Source organism: Ruegeria sp. YKSD179 (assembly GCF_059612885.1).
Genome location: NZ_JBXWRL010000002.1, coordinates 196045 through 213075 on the forward strand (window position 1 = coordinate 196045; position 17031 = coordinate 213075).

The 17031-nt window shown below is 53.9% G+C and carries 15 protein-coding genes; 14 read left to right on the plus strand and 1 reads right to left on the minus strand.

Translation table 11 applies throughout. From position 1 onward, the window contains the following. The first annotated feature begins 10 nt into the window (after nucleotides 1–10). Complete coding sequence (locus AC2FNE_RS01180; protein ID WP_170603941.1) at nucleotides 11–1144, plus strand: Gfo/Idh/MocA family protein; 1134 nt, start codon at nucleotides 11–13, stop codon at nucleotides 1142–1144. Here the strand turns inward: AC2FNE_RS01180 and AC2FNE_RS01185 are convergent, their stop codons facing one another. Further along, nucleotides 1145–2143: a LacI family DNA-binding transcriptional regulator gene (locus AC2FNE_RS01185; RefSeq protein ID WP_496804614.1), complete on the minus strand. Its 999-nt coding sequence runs from the start codon at nucleotides 2141–2143 to the stop codon at nucleotides 1145–1147. Between the two features lie 377 nt (nucleotides 2144–2520). On the opposite strand from AC2FNE_RS01185, the gene AC2FNE_RS01190 reads away from it, so the two are divergent. From AC2FNE_RS01190 to AC2FNE_RS01250, 13 genes are all read left to right on the plus strand, one after another. Further along, nucleotides 2521–3522 (plus strand): Gfo/Idh/MocA family protein, encoded by a 1002-nt coding sequence (locus AC2FNE_RS01190; protein ID WP_496772198.1) that lies wholly within the window; start codon nucleotides 2521–2523, stop codon nucleotides 3520–3522. Beyond that, entirely contained in the window at nucleotides 3522–5093 is a 1572-nt protein-coding gene (locus AC2FNE_RS01195) for an acyl CoA:acetate/3-ketoacid CoA transferase (RefSeq protein ID WP_170603938.1), read from the plus strand. The genes AC2FNE_RS01190 and AC2FNE_RS01195 overlap by 1 nt, the downstream gene beginning before the upstream one ends. Then, on the plus strand, nucleotides 5090–5857 hold the full coding sequence (locus tag AC2FNE_RS01200; RefSeq protein WP_170603937.1) for an enoyl-CoA hydratase/isomerase family protein: 768 nt from the start codon (nucleotides 5090–5092) through the stop codon (nucleotides 5855–5857). The genes AC2FNE_RS01195 and AC2FNE_RS01200 overlap by 4 nt, the downstream gene beginning before the upstream one ends. Before the next feature lie 4 nt (nucleotides 5858–5861). Further along, on the plus strand, nucleotides 5862–7385 hold the full coding sequence (locus AC2FNE_RS01205; RefSeq protein WP_170603936.1) for an aldehyde dehydrogenase family protein: 1524 nt from the start codon (nucleotides 5862–5864) through the stop codon (nucleotides 7383–7385). A gap of 58 nt (nucleotides 7386–7443) precedes the next feature. Then, complete coding sequence (locus AC2FNE_RS01210) at nucleotides 7444–8694, plus strand: ABC transporter substrate-binding protein (protein ID WP_496804615.1); 1251 nt, start codon at nucleotides 7444–7446, stop codon at nucleotides 8692–8694. Nucleotides 8695–8795: 101 nt separating this feature from the next. Next, nucleotides 8796–9689, plus strand: coding sequence for a carbohydrate ABC transporter permease (locus AC2FNE_RS01215; protein ID WP_170376146.1), 894 nt, complete (start codon nucleotides 8796–8798; stop codon nucleotides 9687–9689). Next, nucleotides 9689–10570, plus strand: a complete 882-nt coding sequence (locus AC2FNE_RS01220) for a carbohydrate ABC transporter permease (protein ID WP_170422333.1) — start codon at nucleotides 9689–9691, stop codon at nucleotides 10568–10570. Before AC2FNE_RS01215 ends, AC2FNE_RS01220 begins: the two co-directional genes overlap by 1 nt. Before the next feature lie 6 nt (nucleotides 10571–10576). After that, nucleotides 10577–11689 (plus strand): ABC transporter ATP-binding protein, encoded by a 1113-nt coding sequence (locus AC2FNE_RS01225; RefSeq protein ID WP_170476136.1) that lies wholly within the window; start codon nucleotides 10577–10579, stop codon nucleotides 11687–11689. Further along, nucleotides 11686–13176, plus strand: a complete 1491-nt coding sequence (locus AC2FNE_RS01230; protein ID WP_170603934.1) for a GMC oxidoreductase — start codon at nucleotides 11686–11688, stop codon at nucleotides 13174–13176. The genes AC2FNE_RS01225 and AC2FNE_RS01230 overlap by 4 nt, the downstream gene beginning before the upstream one ends. Further along, complete coding sequence (locus AC2FNE_RS01235) at nucleotides 13173–13931, plus strand: 3-ketoacyl-ACP reductase (RefSeq protein WP_496804616.1); 759 nt, start codon at nucleotides 13173–13175, stop codon at nucleotides 13929–13931. The genes AC2FNE_RS01230 and AC2FNE_RS01235 overlap by 4 nt, the downstream gene beginning before the upstream one ends. Nucleotides 13932–13958: 27 nt before the next feature. Next, complete coding sequence (locus tag AC2FNE_RS01240; protein ID WP_496804617.1) at nucleotides 13959–15548, plus strand: GMC family oxidoreductase; 1590 nt, start codon at nucleotides 13959–13961, stop codon at nucleotides 15546–15548. Beyond that, nucleotides 15548–15856, plus strand: coding sequence for a Dabb family protein (locus tag AC2FNE_RS01245; protein WP_496804618.1), 309 nt, complete (start codon nucleotides 15548–15550; stop codon nucleotides 15854–15856). The genes AC2FNE_RS01240 and AC2FNE_RS01245 overlap by 1 nt, the downstream gene beginning before the upstream one ends. 3 nt (nucleotides 15857–15859) lie before the next feature. After that, nucleotides 15860–17029 (plus strand): dihydrodipicolinate synthase family protein, encoded by a 1170-nt coding sequence (locus AC2FNE_RS01250; protein WP_170603930.1) that lies wholly within the window; start codon nucleotides 15860–15862, stop codon nucleotides 17027–17029. The last annotated feature ends 2 nt before the right edge of the window (nucleotides 17030–17031 follow it).

Sequence of the window (17031 nt, forward strand, 5' to 3'; positions counted from 1 at the left end):
GACTAAAACCATGACAAAGCTGAAATGGGGCATGATCGGTGGAGGTGAAGGCAGTCAGATTGGGCCAGCCCATCGACTGGGGGCGCTGGCGGATGGCTTGTTCGAATTTTCCGCGGGAGCGTTGGACCACCGGCCCGAAGTTGGCCGCGAATATGCGCAACGGTTGGGTATCGCTGCCGATCGTGCCTACGGTGATTGGCAAGAGATGTTGGCTGGCGAGCGTGGGCGCACGGACCGGATCGATCTGGTGACAATTGCGACGCCCAATTCGACACATTTTGAGATTACCAAAGCGTTTCTCGAGGCTGGTTTTAACGTTCTTTGCGAGAAGCCAATGACCATGACCGTCGAGGAGGGCGAGGAAATAGTCCGGGTTGCCGAAACTTCGGGCAAGGTTTGCGCAGTAAACTACTGCTATTCGGCTTATCCAATGGTGCGCCAGGCCCGAGCAATGGTAAGGTCTGGTGATATCGGAAAAGTTCGCGTGGTTGTAACGAACTTCAGCCATGGGCATCACGGAGACGCAACAGATGCCGATAACCCGCGCGTGCGTTGGCGTTATGATCCCGAGATGGCGGGCGTTTCAGGTCAATTTGCTGATTGCGGCATCCATGCTTTGCATATGGCAAGTTTCATTTGTGATGATGAGGTAAGCACGCTTTCAGCCGACTTTGCGTCCACGATTTCCAGCCGCGTTCTGGAAGACGATGCGATGATCAATTTCCGTACTGAGCGTGGAACTGTTGGGCGACTTTGGACATCGTCGGTTGCCGTCGGCAGGCAGCATGGTTTCGACATTCAGGTTTTTGGCGAGACTGGCGGCCTGCGTTGGGCGTCTGAACAGCCTAATCAGTTGATCTATACTCCAGTTGGTGGTCGTACGCAGATTATTGAAAAAGGCGAGGGCGGATTGCACGGCGAGGCTCAGCGTCTGTCGCGCGTTGCCATAGCCCATCCCGAGGGCTTTCCGCTTGCTGTAGCCAACATCTATTGTGATCTGGCGGATGCAGTTCGTGGCGAAATCCGCGATGGCTTGCCAGGTGCATCCGACGGCGTTCGTTCAATTGCGGCGGTCCATGCGGCTGTTTCTTCCGGTAAGGAAAATGGCGCGTGGAAAGAGGCGCGCCCGCCGATGTTCAGATAATCAGGAGCGGGGTCTCAAAGTGCCCCGTTCGATCACGCGACACGGAAAAATGCGAGCTTCGGGATATCGCTGAGGCTCTTTCAACATTTCTTCGACCAAATCCACTGACGAAGTGATAATTTGTTTTATAGGTTGGTGGATTGTCGTCAGATTTACGCTTTCCCAACGAGACATTTCCATGTCATTCAGGCCGATGATCCCAATGTCTTTGCCGGGGATCAAGCCATGATCCGAAACTGCCGACAGCGCGCCGATTGACAGGATATCGTCGCCGCAAAAAAAGGCTTCTGGCGGCGAGCCCTTCAATTGGTTCAGCATTTCTGCGCGCCCCGCTTCGAATGAATAGGCATCAGCAAAGCTGTGCGTCACATCGATTTCCGGATAGTGGCCCAGCTCTTCTGTGAAACCCCGGAACCGGTCTTGGGCAGAGGTCGCATCCTTGGGGCCGCCTAGGTAACCAACTCTGCGATATTTTCGCGCCAAAAGCTCTCGCGCCGCCATGCGTCCACATTCCACGTTGTCAATTCCTACAACGTGGACTTCGGGTGAAGTAGCCGAGCGGCCGAATGTGTGGACAACCGGCACACCGGCATCATGAAACGCCTTTGCAAAACTAGGTGGCAGGGTCGAAGAGGCGACGATCGACGCATCAACCGAATACTGGCGCAACATTCGAACCGAGTTTGAGGGCTCGGTTTCGTCTGTCAGGTTGACTATTAATGGTCGCAATCCGCGTTCCTGCAGAGCGCGTGTGAACTGGTCAAAAACCTCAAGGAAGATAGGGTTGTGAAAGTTGTTTGAAATCAGCCCGATAAGTTTGGTTCGACCAGTGGTCAAGGACGAAGCCAACGCGTTGGGGCTGTATCCCAACTCCAACGCTGCCTTTTCAACCTTTCTGCGCGTTTTGGCCGAAACTGAAGCGCCTTCGGTAAACGTACGCGAAACAGCAGAACGGGAGACACCAGCAAGCGCCGCAACTTCTTTGAGGGTGACACTCACGTAGTTTGTACTCCTATTGCAAATACCCGTTTTGTGTTTCTCAAAATTACGTGGAAAGAAAATTTTTGCAATCGGTTGCAACAAAAAAGAGGTGTGCTTCGTCCGAACCATTACATGTAGAAGTTCGACCAACCCGTTGGGCCGAACGTGATAAGCACACAAATATCCTTCATTTGGCAATTCACTTAAAACGGATTGATGTGTCGATGCAGTGACGCGAAATTTGTTTAGAACATCGCCGAACGGGTCGGTATCTAGCTTGTTGAATTGAAGTCTGAACGAAAAGTATGGCTTCGTGAATTTGACTGTTGCAATCATTGGAACGTTCCATTATAGAATTGGAACGTTCCAAATAGACTTTAAGCGGGGGGTGGAAAGTGAACTGGGCTTTCGTGGGCGCAAGTACGATTGCTTCGCAGCATATGGTGAATGCGGTTCGTCAGCAGGCTGGAAACGAAGTTACTTGGATTGTTAGCAACTCACCTGATCGCGTTAAAGTTTGGGCCAAGGAGCACAATGTCGCAAATGCTACCACAAGCCTGGAAGACGCGATTTCCGATCCAGAGGTGGGCGCAGTTTATATCTCTTCAACCAACGAAAAGCACCACGCTCAGGCGATGGCGGCCATTGCCGCCAAAAAGCACGTTTTGTGCGAAAAGCCGTTAGGCATGACCTTGCAGGAAGCGACAGAAATGGTGCGCGCTGCAAATGCTGCAGGAGTTACCTTTGGTACGAACCACCACCTAAGGTGTTCTGGTAGCCATCGGGCCATTCGGAAACTCATTGCGCAGGGGCGCGTTGGCAAAGTCTTGTCCCTTCGAATTCATCATGCGGTTCATTTGCCTGACCATCTTCAGGGTTGGCGGATCAATTCCGCTGACAGCGGAGGTGGAGTTATCCCGGATATTGTTGTTCATGACGCAGATGTAACCCGGTTTCTGTTACAAGAAGATCCTGCAAACGTCGTGGCTCAAATGACCAGCTCTGGGATGGGTCAGGGAGTAGAAGACTCGTGCATGTCAGTTTGGACGATGCCGTCGGGTGCTATGGTTATGACACATGAAAGTTTTACTCACCCCTTCGCCGGGTCGAGTCTGGAAGTACATGGAACCCAAGGGTCAATATTCGCGAACGGCGTTATGACCCAACGCCCAGTTGGCGCGATAACTCTGGTCACCGAAGCTGGACGCGACGAAATCGCGTTCCCGGATCATTCTCTGTACGTGATGGGTGTGTCCGAGTTCGTTGCAGCAACAGAGGGCCATGGGCGCCCGGCAGCGGACGGACCGGATGGCGTGAAATCTCTGTCCGTAGCCTTGAGCGTTCGCGAGGCTGCAAAGACCGGTCAACGAGTCGAAGTGGATTATGGTGGTTTCTGATGACCAAGCTTGTTTCCGTTTCTCAGGCCGTATCAAGCATCCCCGATGATGCCGTGGTCACGGTCTCATCGTCTTCAGCCTTAGGATGTCCCGACCTGGTTTTGAAAGCTATAGGGCAGCGGTTTCGGGATGAAGGCCACCCACGAAATCTGACTTCACTACATCCGATCGCCGCTGGCGACATGTATGGCGTGAAGGGCATGGACTACCTTGCTCAAGATGGGTTGTTGACCCGAGTTTTGGCGGGATCATACCCATCGGGTCCTTCAAATCTTGAGATGCCAGAGATTTGGAAAATGATCGTAGAAGATCGAGTGGCCGCCTATAATGTGCCGTCCGGAATTTTGTTTGACATGCATCGAGAGGCTGCAGCGCACCGGCCCGGTGTTTTGACAAAGGTGGGATTGGAAACCTTTGTCGATCCTGTTCGCGAAGGTTGCGCAATGAATGCCAGAGGTGCGTCAGCGCCGATTGTCACAAGAGCCGAGTTCGGCGGCGAATCCTGGCTGCATTTTCCAAACATCAACCCAAATGTATGTATATTGCGAGCAACAACCGCAGATGAATTTGGGAACCTGACTTATGAGCATGAAGGAGCTTATTTGGGAGGGCTCGAACAAGCCATCTGCGTGCGCAATCACGGTGGTTTGGTTATCGCGCAGGTTCAGCGCGTCACCGCTGAGGGCAGCTTGCGCCCGCACGACGTTCGTGTGCCCGGACATTTGGTCGATATGATCGTCGAAGATCCCGACCAGAAGCAGACGACCGAAACGGTCTATGATCCCGCAATTTCTGGCCAGATCATGCGCCCGTGGGACAGCTTTTCACTTGCCGAGCACGGCGTTGAAAAGGTTATCGCACGCCGCGCTGCGATGGAACTGCGATCAGGGATGAGCGCAAATTTGGGATTTGGAATAAGCGCTATGGTGCCGCGTATTTTACTTGAAGAAGGGCACCCGCAAGCAGTGACATGGGCAATCGAACAAGGGGCCGTCGGTGGTGTTCCGTTGACGGGGTTTGCCTTTGGCTGCGCGTCGAACGCACATGCCTTTGTGCCGTCGCCGCAGCAATTCATCTATTTCCAAGGTGGTGGGTTTGACATGTCGTTCTTGTCTTTCCTCGAAGTTGATGTCGAGGGAAACGTGAATGTCTCGAAATTGGGTAAAAAACCTTACCTGACAGCTGGGTGCGGTGGCTTTGTCGACATAACCGCCCGGGCGAAAAAGATTGTGTTCTCTGGCTGGTTTGAGGCAGGCGCAAAAATAGAACTGAACGATAATGGTATTCACGTCGCCGCGCCAGGGAAGTTCACCAAGATGGTGGACAAGGTAGAACATGTCACGTTCTCGGGCCGCCGCGCGCGGGAAACAGGGCAGGAAGTGATTTATGTCACCGAGCGATGCGTAGTCCGTCTTGAACCCGATGGCTTGGTCGCAACCGAAGTAATGCCGGGTATAGACGCCCAACGCGATATAGTCGCAGCTTCGGATGGGCGGGTCAAAATTGCGGAAAACGCTTCGGTTATGCCCAATTCGTTGTTCGCTCAGGGGCCGATGGGGATCAGCCTATGAGCGGTGTCGGTTTTCATATCGTGGATGAAACGGCAGTTTTGACCCTGCAAAACGAGGCGAAGCTGAACGCTTTGACCTCTGAAATGCTTGAGGTATTGGAGCAACGGGTCCGAGATGTAGAACGGGATGGGTCGATCAGGGCATTGGTGCTGACCGGAGCAGGCAAAAAGGCTTTTTGCTGCGGTGCTGATATTTCCGCTTGGGGCACGCTGAGTCCGGCGGAGTTTGCACGACACTGGGTGCGAGACGGGCATCGAATTTTTGATCGGTTGACCCGGATTGGAAAGCCGACGATTGCTGCGATCAATGGGCACGCCTTTGGCGGTGGCTTGGAACTGGCCAGCTGTTGCGACCTGCGCCTTGTAGCACCGCGCGCAACCTTGGCACTTCCAGAGGCGAAAGTCGGAATCGTTCCGGGCTGGTCTGGTACGCAGCGGTTGACTCGGCTGTTTCCGGAAGGTGCCGTCAAGGAAATGGCATTGTTTGGTCGCCGTATTAATGCAGAACGCGCAGTAACCTTGGGCTACGCTGTTGAAGTTGCCGATGACGTTTTGTCCCGGGCTTTGGAAATCGCAGCCGAACAGCAGGGGCTGTCTCCTCGGGCAACGGAAATTGCGAAGCAAATGATTCACGCAGCAGTTGATGAAGATAAGCACGCCGCCGTCGAAGCGTTAGGAAGCGCGGCGGTTGCGGCATCAGCTGATCGAGATGAGGGCGTCGCTGCCTTCATGGATAAACGAAACCCAAATTTTTCAGGCATATGACGCGATGAAAGACTTTACGATCAATCATGCCATCTCTGTCGAGCTACCATCGCTTTTTGAAGGTCGCCATCTAATTAATGGCAATTGGTGCAAAAGTGAGTCAGGTGACACTTTCGAACGTCGCTCGCCGTCGCATGGACATATTGTCAGCCGTTCTTCGCGGGGCGGAGAGGCAGAGGCAAACGCCGCGATCCTAGCTGCCAGAACTGCCTTTGACAGCGGTGTCTGGAGCCGGGTTTCGGGCAAAGAGCGCTCTGCTGTTTTGCTTAAGGTTGCAGACCTTATTGAACAAAACGTTGACCGGATCGCAATGATCGAAACATTGGAAAGTGGCAAACCCATAAGCCAGTCCCGCGGCGAAATAGAGGGGGCTGCAGACTTGTGGCGTTATGCAGCGTCTTTGGCGCGCAGTGTTCATGGTGATAGCCATAACTCACTGGGTGCGGAAATAATGGGCGTCGTTCTGAAGGAGCCGATTGGTGTTGTTTCGATTATCACTCCGTGGAATTTCCCATTTTGGATTCTTAGTCAGAAACTGCCGTTTGCGCTGGCCGCAGGCTGTACCGTCGTTGTTAAACCGTCTGAGATGACACCATCTACGACCGTGATGCTCGGCGAGCTTCTGATCGAAGCTGGCATACCCGCGGGCGTTTGCAATATTGTATTGGGCTTTGGAGTTCCCGTCGGGAGTGTGATGTCCAGCCACGCTGAGGTGGACATGATCAGCTTCACCGGTTCGACTGCAGTGGGTAAGACCATCAGCGCCGCGGCCTCGGATACGCTCAAGAAAGTCGCTTTGGAACTGGGAGGCAAGAATCCCCAGGTGATCTTTCCCGATGCAAATCTGGAAGCTGCTTCGGATGCTGTGGTGTTCGGGGTTTATTTCAATGTCGGTCAGTGTTGCAATTCCAGCAGTCGCATCATCGTACACGAGGACATAGCCGAGAAATTTTGCGACCGAGTTGTGGCCTTGTCGCAGAGAGTCAGGTTCGGCGATCCCTTGGACGAAACGACCCAAGTTGGTGCCATTGTTACGCCGGAACACAACACCAAGATCGACACCTATGTGAAACAAGCGCAATCTGATGGCGCTCGGATCGCTTTGGGTGGAGAACGATTGAGCGTCAACGGGCTTGGCGACCAATTTTACCAACCAACGGTAATCACACACGTGGCACCCGACATGCCGATCGCCAAGGACGAAGTATTTGGACCGGTTTTGTCAGTTCTGACCTTCAAAACACTGGACGAAGCCATCGCGCTGACCAATGATAGCTCTTACGGTCTGTCTGCGGGTGTATGGAGCGAAAACGTTCACACCTGCCTTGAATTCGCCCGTCGTGCAGAAACGGGAACAGTTTGGACCAACACCTGGATGGACGGGTTCCCCGAAGTCGCCTTTGGAGGGGTCAAACAATCCGGGCAGGGGCGGGAAATCGGACGCTACGGGTTCGAGGAATTTTTCGAAGTGAAATCGGTGGTTATGCGTGTCGGGAACACCCGAACGCCGTGGGTTTCGCAAGATTGAAAACGGGCCTTTGGAAAGGGGTCAGGAAATGAAAATCGCATTTAGGGAGGAAACAAGAATGCGTAAATTTCTGAAAACAAAAACGCTGATCGTGGCCGGGTTGCTATGTTCAACCAGCCTCGCTCAGGCGGAAGAGGTCGAGGTACTGCACTGGTGGACATCCGGTGGTGAAGCTGCGGCTTTGAATGTTCTCAAAGACGACCTGTCCGGACAAGGTATCGGATGGACCGACATGCCAGTCGCTGGCGGAGGTGGTGAGCAGGCCATGACAGTGTTGCGCGCGCGCGTCACCGCGGGCAACGCGCCTACAGCTGTTCAGGCGCTAGGGTTTGATATTCTGGACTGGGCCGATCAAGGCGCCTTGGCTGATTTGAACGATGTTGCTGCCAATGAAGCTTGGGATGATGTTGTCCCAGACGCTTTGAAAGCGTTTGCAAAGCACGATGGCAAATGGGTTGCTGCGCCGGTGAACGTGCATTCGACCAACTGGGTTTGGGCGAACAAGGCTGTATTGGACGCAAATGGAATTGCTCAGCCAACAAACTGGGATGAGTTTGTTGCCGCTGTGGAGGCGCTCAAAGCTGCAGGTCTAACCCCAATCGCGCATGGCGGTCAGGCTTGGCAAGACGCGACTGTTTTCGATGCGGTGGCGATGTCTACGCTGGGGCCGGATGGCTATAAGGCTGCATTTATTGACCTCGATGAAGGTACGTTAGGTGGCGATGCCATGAAGGAAGCATTTGATCGCATGGCATTCATTCGCGATAACGTTGACGAGAACTTCTCAGGTCGCGATTGGAACCTAGCTACGGCGATGGTTATCAATGGCGAGGCCGGTTTCCAGATGATGGGCGACTGGGCAAAGGGTGAATTCCTGAATGCAGGCAAAGTGCCCGGTGAAGACTTCCTGTGCTTCCGCTTTCCGGGAACCCAGGATCAGGTCACATTTAACGCCGATCAGTTCATGATGTTCGACCAAGGCGGTTCGGTTTCTGCCGAGCAGGCTGCGTTGGCCAGTGCGATACTTTCGCCGTCCTTCCAGATCGCCTTTAACAAGGTTAAAGGGTCAGTTCCCGCGCGGACAGATGTCGACGGCAGCGATCTGGATGCATGCGGTCAGCAGGGAATGAAAGATCTGGCGGCTGCTGCATCGTCCGGTAACCTGTTCGGCTCGATGGCCCATGGCCACGCGGCGCCTGCGTCGGTGAAGAACGCGGTTTACGATGTCGTCACTGCTCACTTCAATGGCGAGTATGACAGCGAAACAGCTGTAACAGAACTGGTTGACGCTGTTTCAATCGCCAAGTGATCCGAAAGTGATCCTCCCGATGGGGCGGCAGGAAAGCCGCCCTGTCATTCCCCTGGCTTAAGGGCCAGGGAATACTGCAAAGCGAACGAGGAGAACGCGCCATGGCTGCTTCGGCCGACGCGGATTTCAAGACACGACTTCAGAATTGGATACCCAAGCTGGTCCTTTCGCCCTCTCTGGCGATGATGCTGGTATTTGTCTACGGTTTCATTCTGTTTTCAGTCTACCTGTCCTTTACCGACAGCCGTATCCTGCCAAGCTTTGGATGGGTCGGGTGGGAAAACTATGACAAACTCTGGCGGCTAAGTCATTGGGAAACCTCACTGATCAATATGGGCATCTTCGCGAGCCTCTATATTGTGATTTGCACATGTATCGGGCTGGGGCTGGCCATTTTCCTCGATCAGAAAATCCGTGGTGAGGGATTGTTGCGCCCGATTTATCTGTATCCTATGGCGCTGAGCTTCATTGTCACTGGTACCGCTTGGAAATGGTTTCTTGATCCCGGAATCGGCCTTGAAAATGTAATGCACACATGGGGTTGGACCAGTTTCGAGTTCGACTGGATCAAGAACCGTGACTACGCGATCTATACCGTTGTTCTGGCGGCGGTCTGGCAAACCAGCGGCTTCGTTATGGCGATGTTTCTGGCTGGCCTGCGCGGGATTGACAACGAAATCCTTCGCGCGGCGCAGATGGACGGGGCTTCGAACTGGAACCTCTACCGCCGGATCATCATCCCGCAGCTGCGGCCCGCGTTCCTGTCGGCTTTTGTGATCCTAAGTCATCTGGCGATCAAAACCTTTGACCTTGTGATCGCGTTGACCGGAGGAGGTCCGGGTCGAGCAACAGAATTGCCTGCGACCTTCATGTACTCCTACACATTCACTCGGAACCAGATGGGTATCGGTGCTGCCTCAGCCACGATCATGCTGATGACAATCGCCGCGATAATGATCCCGTACCTATACGCCGAATTGCGAGAGAAACGCTGATGTCACAAGCCACTCAGGATACCGCAATCCGCACTGGCCGCGTCACGCGCACGCTGATCTATCTGGTGCTGCTGTTGTTCGGGCTTTTCTACCTGCTGCCGCTTTACGTGATGCTGGTGAATTCTGTTAAGCCGCTGGAGGAGATCACCGGCGGTGGGATGATGAACCTGCCGCAAGTCTTCACGCTGGAGCCGTGGCTGAAAGCTTGGTCTTCGGCCCAGATCGGTGTCGATCCAACCGGTTTGAAGCCCTACTTCTGGAACTCGATCAAGATGGTTGTCCCGGCTGTGATCGTCTCGACAATTCTAGGCGCCTTGAATGGCTATGTGCTGACCAAGTGGCGGTTCAAGTACGATACTATCCTGTTCGGTCTGATGCTGTTTGCCTGTTTCATCCCGTTCCAGATCGTCTTGATCCCAATGGCGCGGATGCTTGGTATCATCGGGCTGGCGGGCACAACTTGGGGCTTGGCTTTGGTACATGTGGTCTATGGGATAGGCTTCACAACGCTATATTTCCGCAACTACTACGCCGTTTTTCCGACCGAACTGATCCGAGCGGCACAGATTGACGGGGCAGGTTTTTTCCAGATTTTCTGGCGTATCCTTCTGCCCAGCTCAGGACCGATCGCCGTGGTCTCTATCATCTGGCAGTTCACGAACATCTGGAATGACTTTCTGTTCGGTGCGTCCTTTGCCGACGCCAACAGCCAGCCAATGACCGTGGCGCTGAACAACCTCGTTCAGTCGTCAACCGGCGTAAAGGAATACAACGTTCATTTTGCAGGCGCCATATTGGCTGCCATGCCAACTCTGCTCGTCTACATCGTGGCCGGTCGATACTTTGTCCGCGGCCTGATGGCGGGTTCCGTGAAAGGATAAGGCCTGATGGGATTTCTGGACATAGACAACGCGACCAAATCCTATGGGTCAGTCGAAGTTTTGCATAAAGTCGATATATCGGTGCAAGAGGGCGAGTTCCTTGTGCTCGTCGGCCCATCAGGATGTGGCAAGTCCACTTTGCTGAACATGATTGCGGGGCTTGAGGATATTACCAGCGGTGAAATCCGGATCAAGGATCAGGTTATGAACGGTGTGCATCCGTCAAACCGCAACATCGCCATGGTGTTCCAGAGCTATGCGCTCTACCCCAACATGACAGTAGGGCAGAACATCACATTCGGGCTTGAGATGCACGGTGTGCCCAAGCCTGAGCGTGAAAAGGCGATGACCGAGGTCGCCAATTTGCTGCAAATTGAGCAGCTTCTCGACCGCAAGCCCGGGCAACTTTCTGGTGGTCAGCGCCAGCGTGTTGCTATGGGACGTGCGCTGGTGCGGGAACCGGACGTGTTCTTGTTTGACGAGCCTCTATCCAACCTCGACGCCAAGTTGCGCGTGGACATGCGGACTGAAATCAAGAAGCTGCACCAGAACCTCGGCACAACCATCGTTTATGTGACTCATGACCAGATTGAAGCGATGACTTTGTCCAGCCGCATCGCAGTCATGAACGGCGGCTATGTTCAGCAGCTTGGTACCCCTCAGGAAATTTATGACACGCCGGCAAATATCTTTGTGGCGACCTTTATGGGTTCACCTGCGATGAACGTGGTGCCCGCGAAAGTAGCCGTGTTAAATGGCCGCCCGCATGCCGAGGTCGCGCTGCATGATGGTTCCGTGGCGCAACTCCCATTTAGTCAGGACAACCTTTCAGCTTGGGATGGGCGCGAGATCCTGTTGGGCATCCGCCCTGAGACCATTACCGACATGGATGGTGCCGATCGCAAGTCCTCCAACATTGCCTCGATGACCAACCGCATCGTGGTGACGGAGCCTGCAGGCTCAGACACTTTTGTCTCCATGACACTCGGTGGGCAGGATGTAATTGCCCGAATGCGCTCGGACGCAGAGGTCGCACCAGGTCAGGATTTCCCATTTGCCGTGAACATGGAAAAGGCCGTGGCTTTTGACCCAGAGAGCGAGATGCGGATCACTCCGTGACACGGGCAGACGTAATAATCATCGGTTCCGGGATGGGCGGGTCAACTCTGGCAGCGACCTTGGCGCCTTCTGGTCGCCGAATCTTAGTCGTGGAGCGCGGTGAACGTCTGGTTCCATCACCACAAGACAGGGACCCCAAGGCGATTTTTGGAGATGGATTTTTCCGTCCAGACGAGACATGGTTGGACGGCGACGATAAGTCATTTAATCCGGGTAACTACTACTGCGTTGGTGGGAATTCAAAGTTCTACGGAGCAGCGTTGATCCGGTACCGGCGTGAGGACTTCCAACCGCGCCCGCACATGAGTGGAAGTTCCCCTGGCTGGCCTATTTCTTATGATGAATTAGAGATCGACTACTGCGCTGCCGAGCACCTGTACGAAGTTCGCGGGACCGACAGCGAGGACCCGACGGAACCGCCGCACAGCATAAAATATCCGCACTTGCCAGTCGCGGATGAACCGGATGTTGCTGATTTGCGTAAGCGCCTTAACCAAGTCGGATTGACACCATCATCGGTGCCGCTTGGGGTTGATATCGATAGATGGCTGGCTGCGGGTCAAACCACTTGGGACGCGTTTCCAAACACCTGTGGTGGCAAAATGGATGCGGAAAACAGTGCTTTGGCCAAAGCTCTGCAGTATGAAAATGTTGAACTTCTGACCGGCGCGCAGGCGCGTAAACTGATCGCTGCCGAAGACGGCAGTCTAATGGGTGTCGAGGTTGAAGGCCATGGCATGTTGCAGGCGCCACTGATAGTTCTTTCGGCCGGAGCCGTTCAGTCTGCGGCGCTCTTGCTAAAGTCGGCAAATGAAACTTGCCCCATGGGACTGGCAAATCGTTCCGATCAAGTCGGACGAAATTTCATGAACCATAATTGCTCGGCTGTACTGGCCTTGCACCCTTTGCGCCGCAACAGATCGATTTATCAGAAAACTCTGATGTTCAACGACTATTACAACAGCGACGGTAACGGCGGACCGCCTTTGGGAAACATCCAGATGCTGGGTAAAATCACTGGTCCAATCCTTGCGTCTCAAACCAAATTGCCGGGTTGGATCGCCAAGCTAATCGCCGAGCGCAGTTTTGACTTCTACGCAATGTCCGAGGACCTGCCGAACCCGGAAAGCCGTGTAACAGTTGAAGGGGGGAAAATTCGCCTCGACTGGAAGCGCTCGAACTGGGAAGCGCACAAGGAACTTGTGGCGCGATTGAAGTCTCATGTTCGCCGGGCTGGCTTTCCTGTCGTATTGTCCCGCCCTTTTGACAGGCGCACTCCGTCGCATCAGTGTGGCACGGCACGCATGGGTAAAAATCCGACCAACAGCGTGGTGGATATCTTTTGCCGGAGCCATGACCACAGGAACTTGTTCGTTGTTGACGCGTCAGTCCTTCCGACTTCCGCCGCGGTCAATCCAGCGCTCACTATCGCGGCACTCGCGTTGCGAACCGGACGCCACATAATTGAAACGGAGTTTGCGGCATGACCGGAATCGCATTGGTCACTGGTGGACAACAGGGGATAGGCTTTGGAATTTCGCGTGCCTTGCTTGCCGCAGGATTCCAGGTTGCAATGGCTTCGCGCTCGGCACCAGAAGAACCTGCCGTAAAAAACGCGCTGGCAGCACTTGGGCCCAACGCGGTTTACGTACAACATGACGTTTCGGACATAGACAATGTGTCTTCCTGCCTTGATCAGGTAGAAGCGCAGCTGGGTCCGGTGACCGCGTTGGTAAGCAACGCTGGCGTTGGTGCTCCGGTTCGGGGTGACATGCTGGACCTACAGCCCGAGAGTTGGGACTTTGTGCAGAACATCAACTTGCGAGGGGCGTTCTTTCTGGCGCAAGAAGTTGCTCGGCGTATGCTTGCACAGCCACAAAACACGTACCGCTCGATCACATTTGTAACCTCTGTCAGCGCGACGATGGTATCCGTCGAGCGAGCAGAATATTGCGTGTCTAAAGCCGCAGCAGCGATGATGGCCCAGCTATTTGCCGTTCGATTGGCGCCGCATGGGATCGGAGTTTTCGAACTGCGCCCGGGCATTATTGCGACCGAAATGACCGAAGGTGTACGCGAAAAATACACCGACCGTATCGAAGGTGGCCTTGTACCTGCTGTGCGCTGGGGCGAAGCAAGGGACATTGGTTCAGTGATCGTGCCGATCGCGCAGGGAAAATTGGAATTCGCCACCGGTGCTGCGATTCCGGTGGATGGCGGTTTGTCTATCTCGCGTTTGTAAACAACAAGCTTCTGAGGACGAAAGAGAATGTCTGAAGGATATGATTTTATCGTAGTCGGCGGAGGCTCGGCTGGTTCTGTAATTGCTGGACGTTTGTCCGAAGAACCATCCGCTAAAGTCCTGCTGCTAGAGGCGGGAACCTCTGACAGAAACCCACTTTTCCACCTTCCTGCTGGATTTGCCAAAATGACCAAAGGCATCGGGAGTTGGGGGTGGTCAACGGTGCCTCAAAAACATATGCAAAACAAGGTGTTCAACTACACGCAAGCTAAGGTTATTGGCGGCGGGTCGTCGATCAACGCGCAAATTTACACGCGTGGTGCAGCGCAGGACTATGACGAATGGCGTCAAATGGGGTGCGAGGGATGGGGGTATGCCGATGTGCTACCCTACTTCAAAAAATCAGAAGATAATGACGTCTATGACGACGAGTTCCACGGCAAGGGTGGGCCATTGGGTGTTTCTATGCCTTCAGCACCACTGCCGATTTGTGATGCATACATTCAAGCAGCAGGGCAGTTGGGTATTCCGGAAACCCGCGACGTAAACGGAACAAGACAGGATGGCGCCGGCTATTATCAATTGACCCAACGCAACGCGCGTCGTTCTTCCGCTGCTATGGCCTTTGTCGCCCCTAACCGCAAGCGCCCAAATTTGACCGTGCGCACAGACACTCAAGTTCGGCGAATTTTGGTAGAGAAGGGGCGCGCAACTGGTGTGGAGATGATTAGCGGCGAAAAAATCTCCGCTGCCAAAGAGGTTGTTTTATCCTCGGGCGCGATTGGATCTCCGCGACTGTTGCAACTCTCTGGAATAGGGCCCGCGAAACAACTGGAAGGTATCGGAATCAAAGCGGTTTATGACCAGCCACAAGTTGGTGAGAACCTGCAGGACCATCTGGACTTATATTCAATATGCGAGGTTACTGGCCCACATACATATGACAGGTTTGCCAAGCTCCATCTTTCGGCAATAGCGGGATTACAATACCTTTTAACCCGAAGGGGGCCGGTCGCTTCAAGTCTCTTCGAAACCGGAGGGTTCTGGTATGCTGACCCCGAGGCAAGATCGCCGGATATTCAAATGCATTTGGGCTTGGGTACCGGGATCGAAGCCGGGGTCGAGGCGATGCCCAATGGCGGGGTGACCCTTAACGCGTGTTTTTTGCGCCCAAGGTCCCGGGGCACAGTTCGATTGCAGAGCGCTGACCCCTCAGCTATGCCGCTAATCGACCCGAACTATCTGGCTGACCCTTATGACCGGGAGATGTCGATCCGCGGTCTCAAATTGGTGCAGAAGATACTGGCTCAGGACGCGTTGAAACCTTACATTCTTGCCGAGCGTCTGCCAGGGCCGAAGGTTAGGACCGAGCAGGAGTATTTCGATTTTATCTGTGTGCACTCTAAAACCTCGCACCATTGCGCGGGTACTTGTCGAATGGGTAGCGATGCCGAAGCCGTTCTAGATCCACGTTTGCGATTCAACGGAGTCGACGGGCTGCGGGTCGCCGACGCGTCGATAATGCCGACAGTCAATTCTTCGAACACCAACGCTCCAACGATCATGATCGGGGAAAAAGTTTCCGACATGATTAAACAAGATCAGGGATTTATGTGATGATCCGCCATATTGTTCTGACAAAATTCAAAACCGACGTGACCGAAGAAACGATCGAGAATATTTATTCCGGTCTTTCCGAGTTGTCCGAGTCATTGACCGGTGCTGGCGGTTTCACAGGAGGGCGCAGCAATAGTCCGGAACAGATAGAGCGCGGCTACATGCACGGCTTTGTGATTGATTTCACCGATTGGTCTGCGCTGGAGCGTTATCAGTCCGACGAAACGCACAAAGCGTTGGGCGCCAAACTTGTTCAGAATGCCATCGGTGGAATTGACGGTATTCTGGTTCTGGATATCGAGGTCTAAGCGATGACGCTAATACTGCCAACCTACCAAGGCGAATTGGAAACATATGCACCGGCCGGTACGCCTTTGGTGCCGCGCGCACCTAAAGTGCCTCTGACGCGTACTGCATTTGCCGCAGCGCATGTGGTCTCGGACCCAATGTTGGATCACACACCGTGGGTTGGCAGACCCGCCGTCGATTGGGACGCAACGCTGCAATTTCGCGAAGGACTCTGGGACCAAGGATTGGGGCTGGCCGAAGCGATGGACACTGCACAACGCGGAATGGGCGTCGATTGGGACACTGCACTCGAACTGATCCAACGGACTATGGCGGCGGCACGTGTTCATTCGTTGTCTCCCAGAGTGGCTTGTGGGGCAGGGACAGATCACGCTGACCCAGAGTCGCTGCGGTCAGCAGATGATATTCTGGCGGCTTACGAACATCAGGCTCAAGCGATCGAGGAGGCCGGGGGGCAATTGATCTTGATGGCGTCGCGGGCGTTTACAGCAATAAATGCCGGTCCGGATGTGTATCACAATGTCTATCGAGCGCTGATCGATGGTTCTTCCGAGCCGGTAATCCTACATTGGTTAGGCGACATGTTCGATCCCGCATTGAAAGGCTATTGGGGCAGTAACGAAATTGAGACCGCCAGCGACTTTGTTCTGTCCCTAATCTCTGAGAACCCTGCCAAAGTAGATGGCATTAAAATCTCGCTGTTGGATCAGGCACACGAAGAGACTTTTCGCGCAAGGTTGCCTGAAGGGGTACGGCTCTATACGGGAGATGATTTCAATTATGCCGACTTGATAGCCGGCGATGGGAAGCATTATTCACATGCTTTGTTAGGAATATTTGCGGCTATCGCTCCCGCAGCCAGTCAAGCGCTTGAGGCTTTAGCCGAGAATGACATGGAAAAGTACCACGCACTACTTGCACCAACTGTTCCACTAAGCCGCGAAATTTTCAAAGCGCCTACACGCTTCTACAAAGCGGGGATAGCGTTTCTGGCCTGGTTAAACCAAGCACAGTCACATTTTGTGATGCCCGCAGGATTTCAATCAAGTCGGGGCGTTTGTCACTACGCGCAGGTTTTCAGGCTTGCTGATCAAGCTGGTTTACTCCTGTCGCCTGATGAGGCTACAGCGCGGATGAAGACACTGTTGAAGTTGTACGGTATCGAACAATAAAC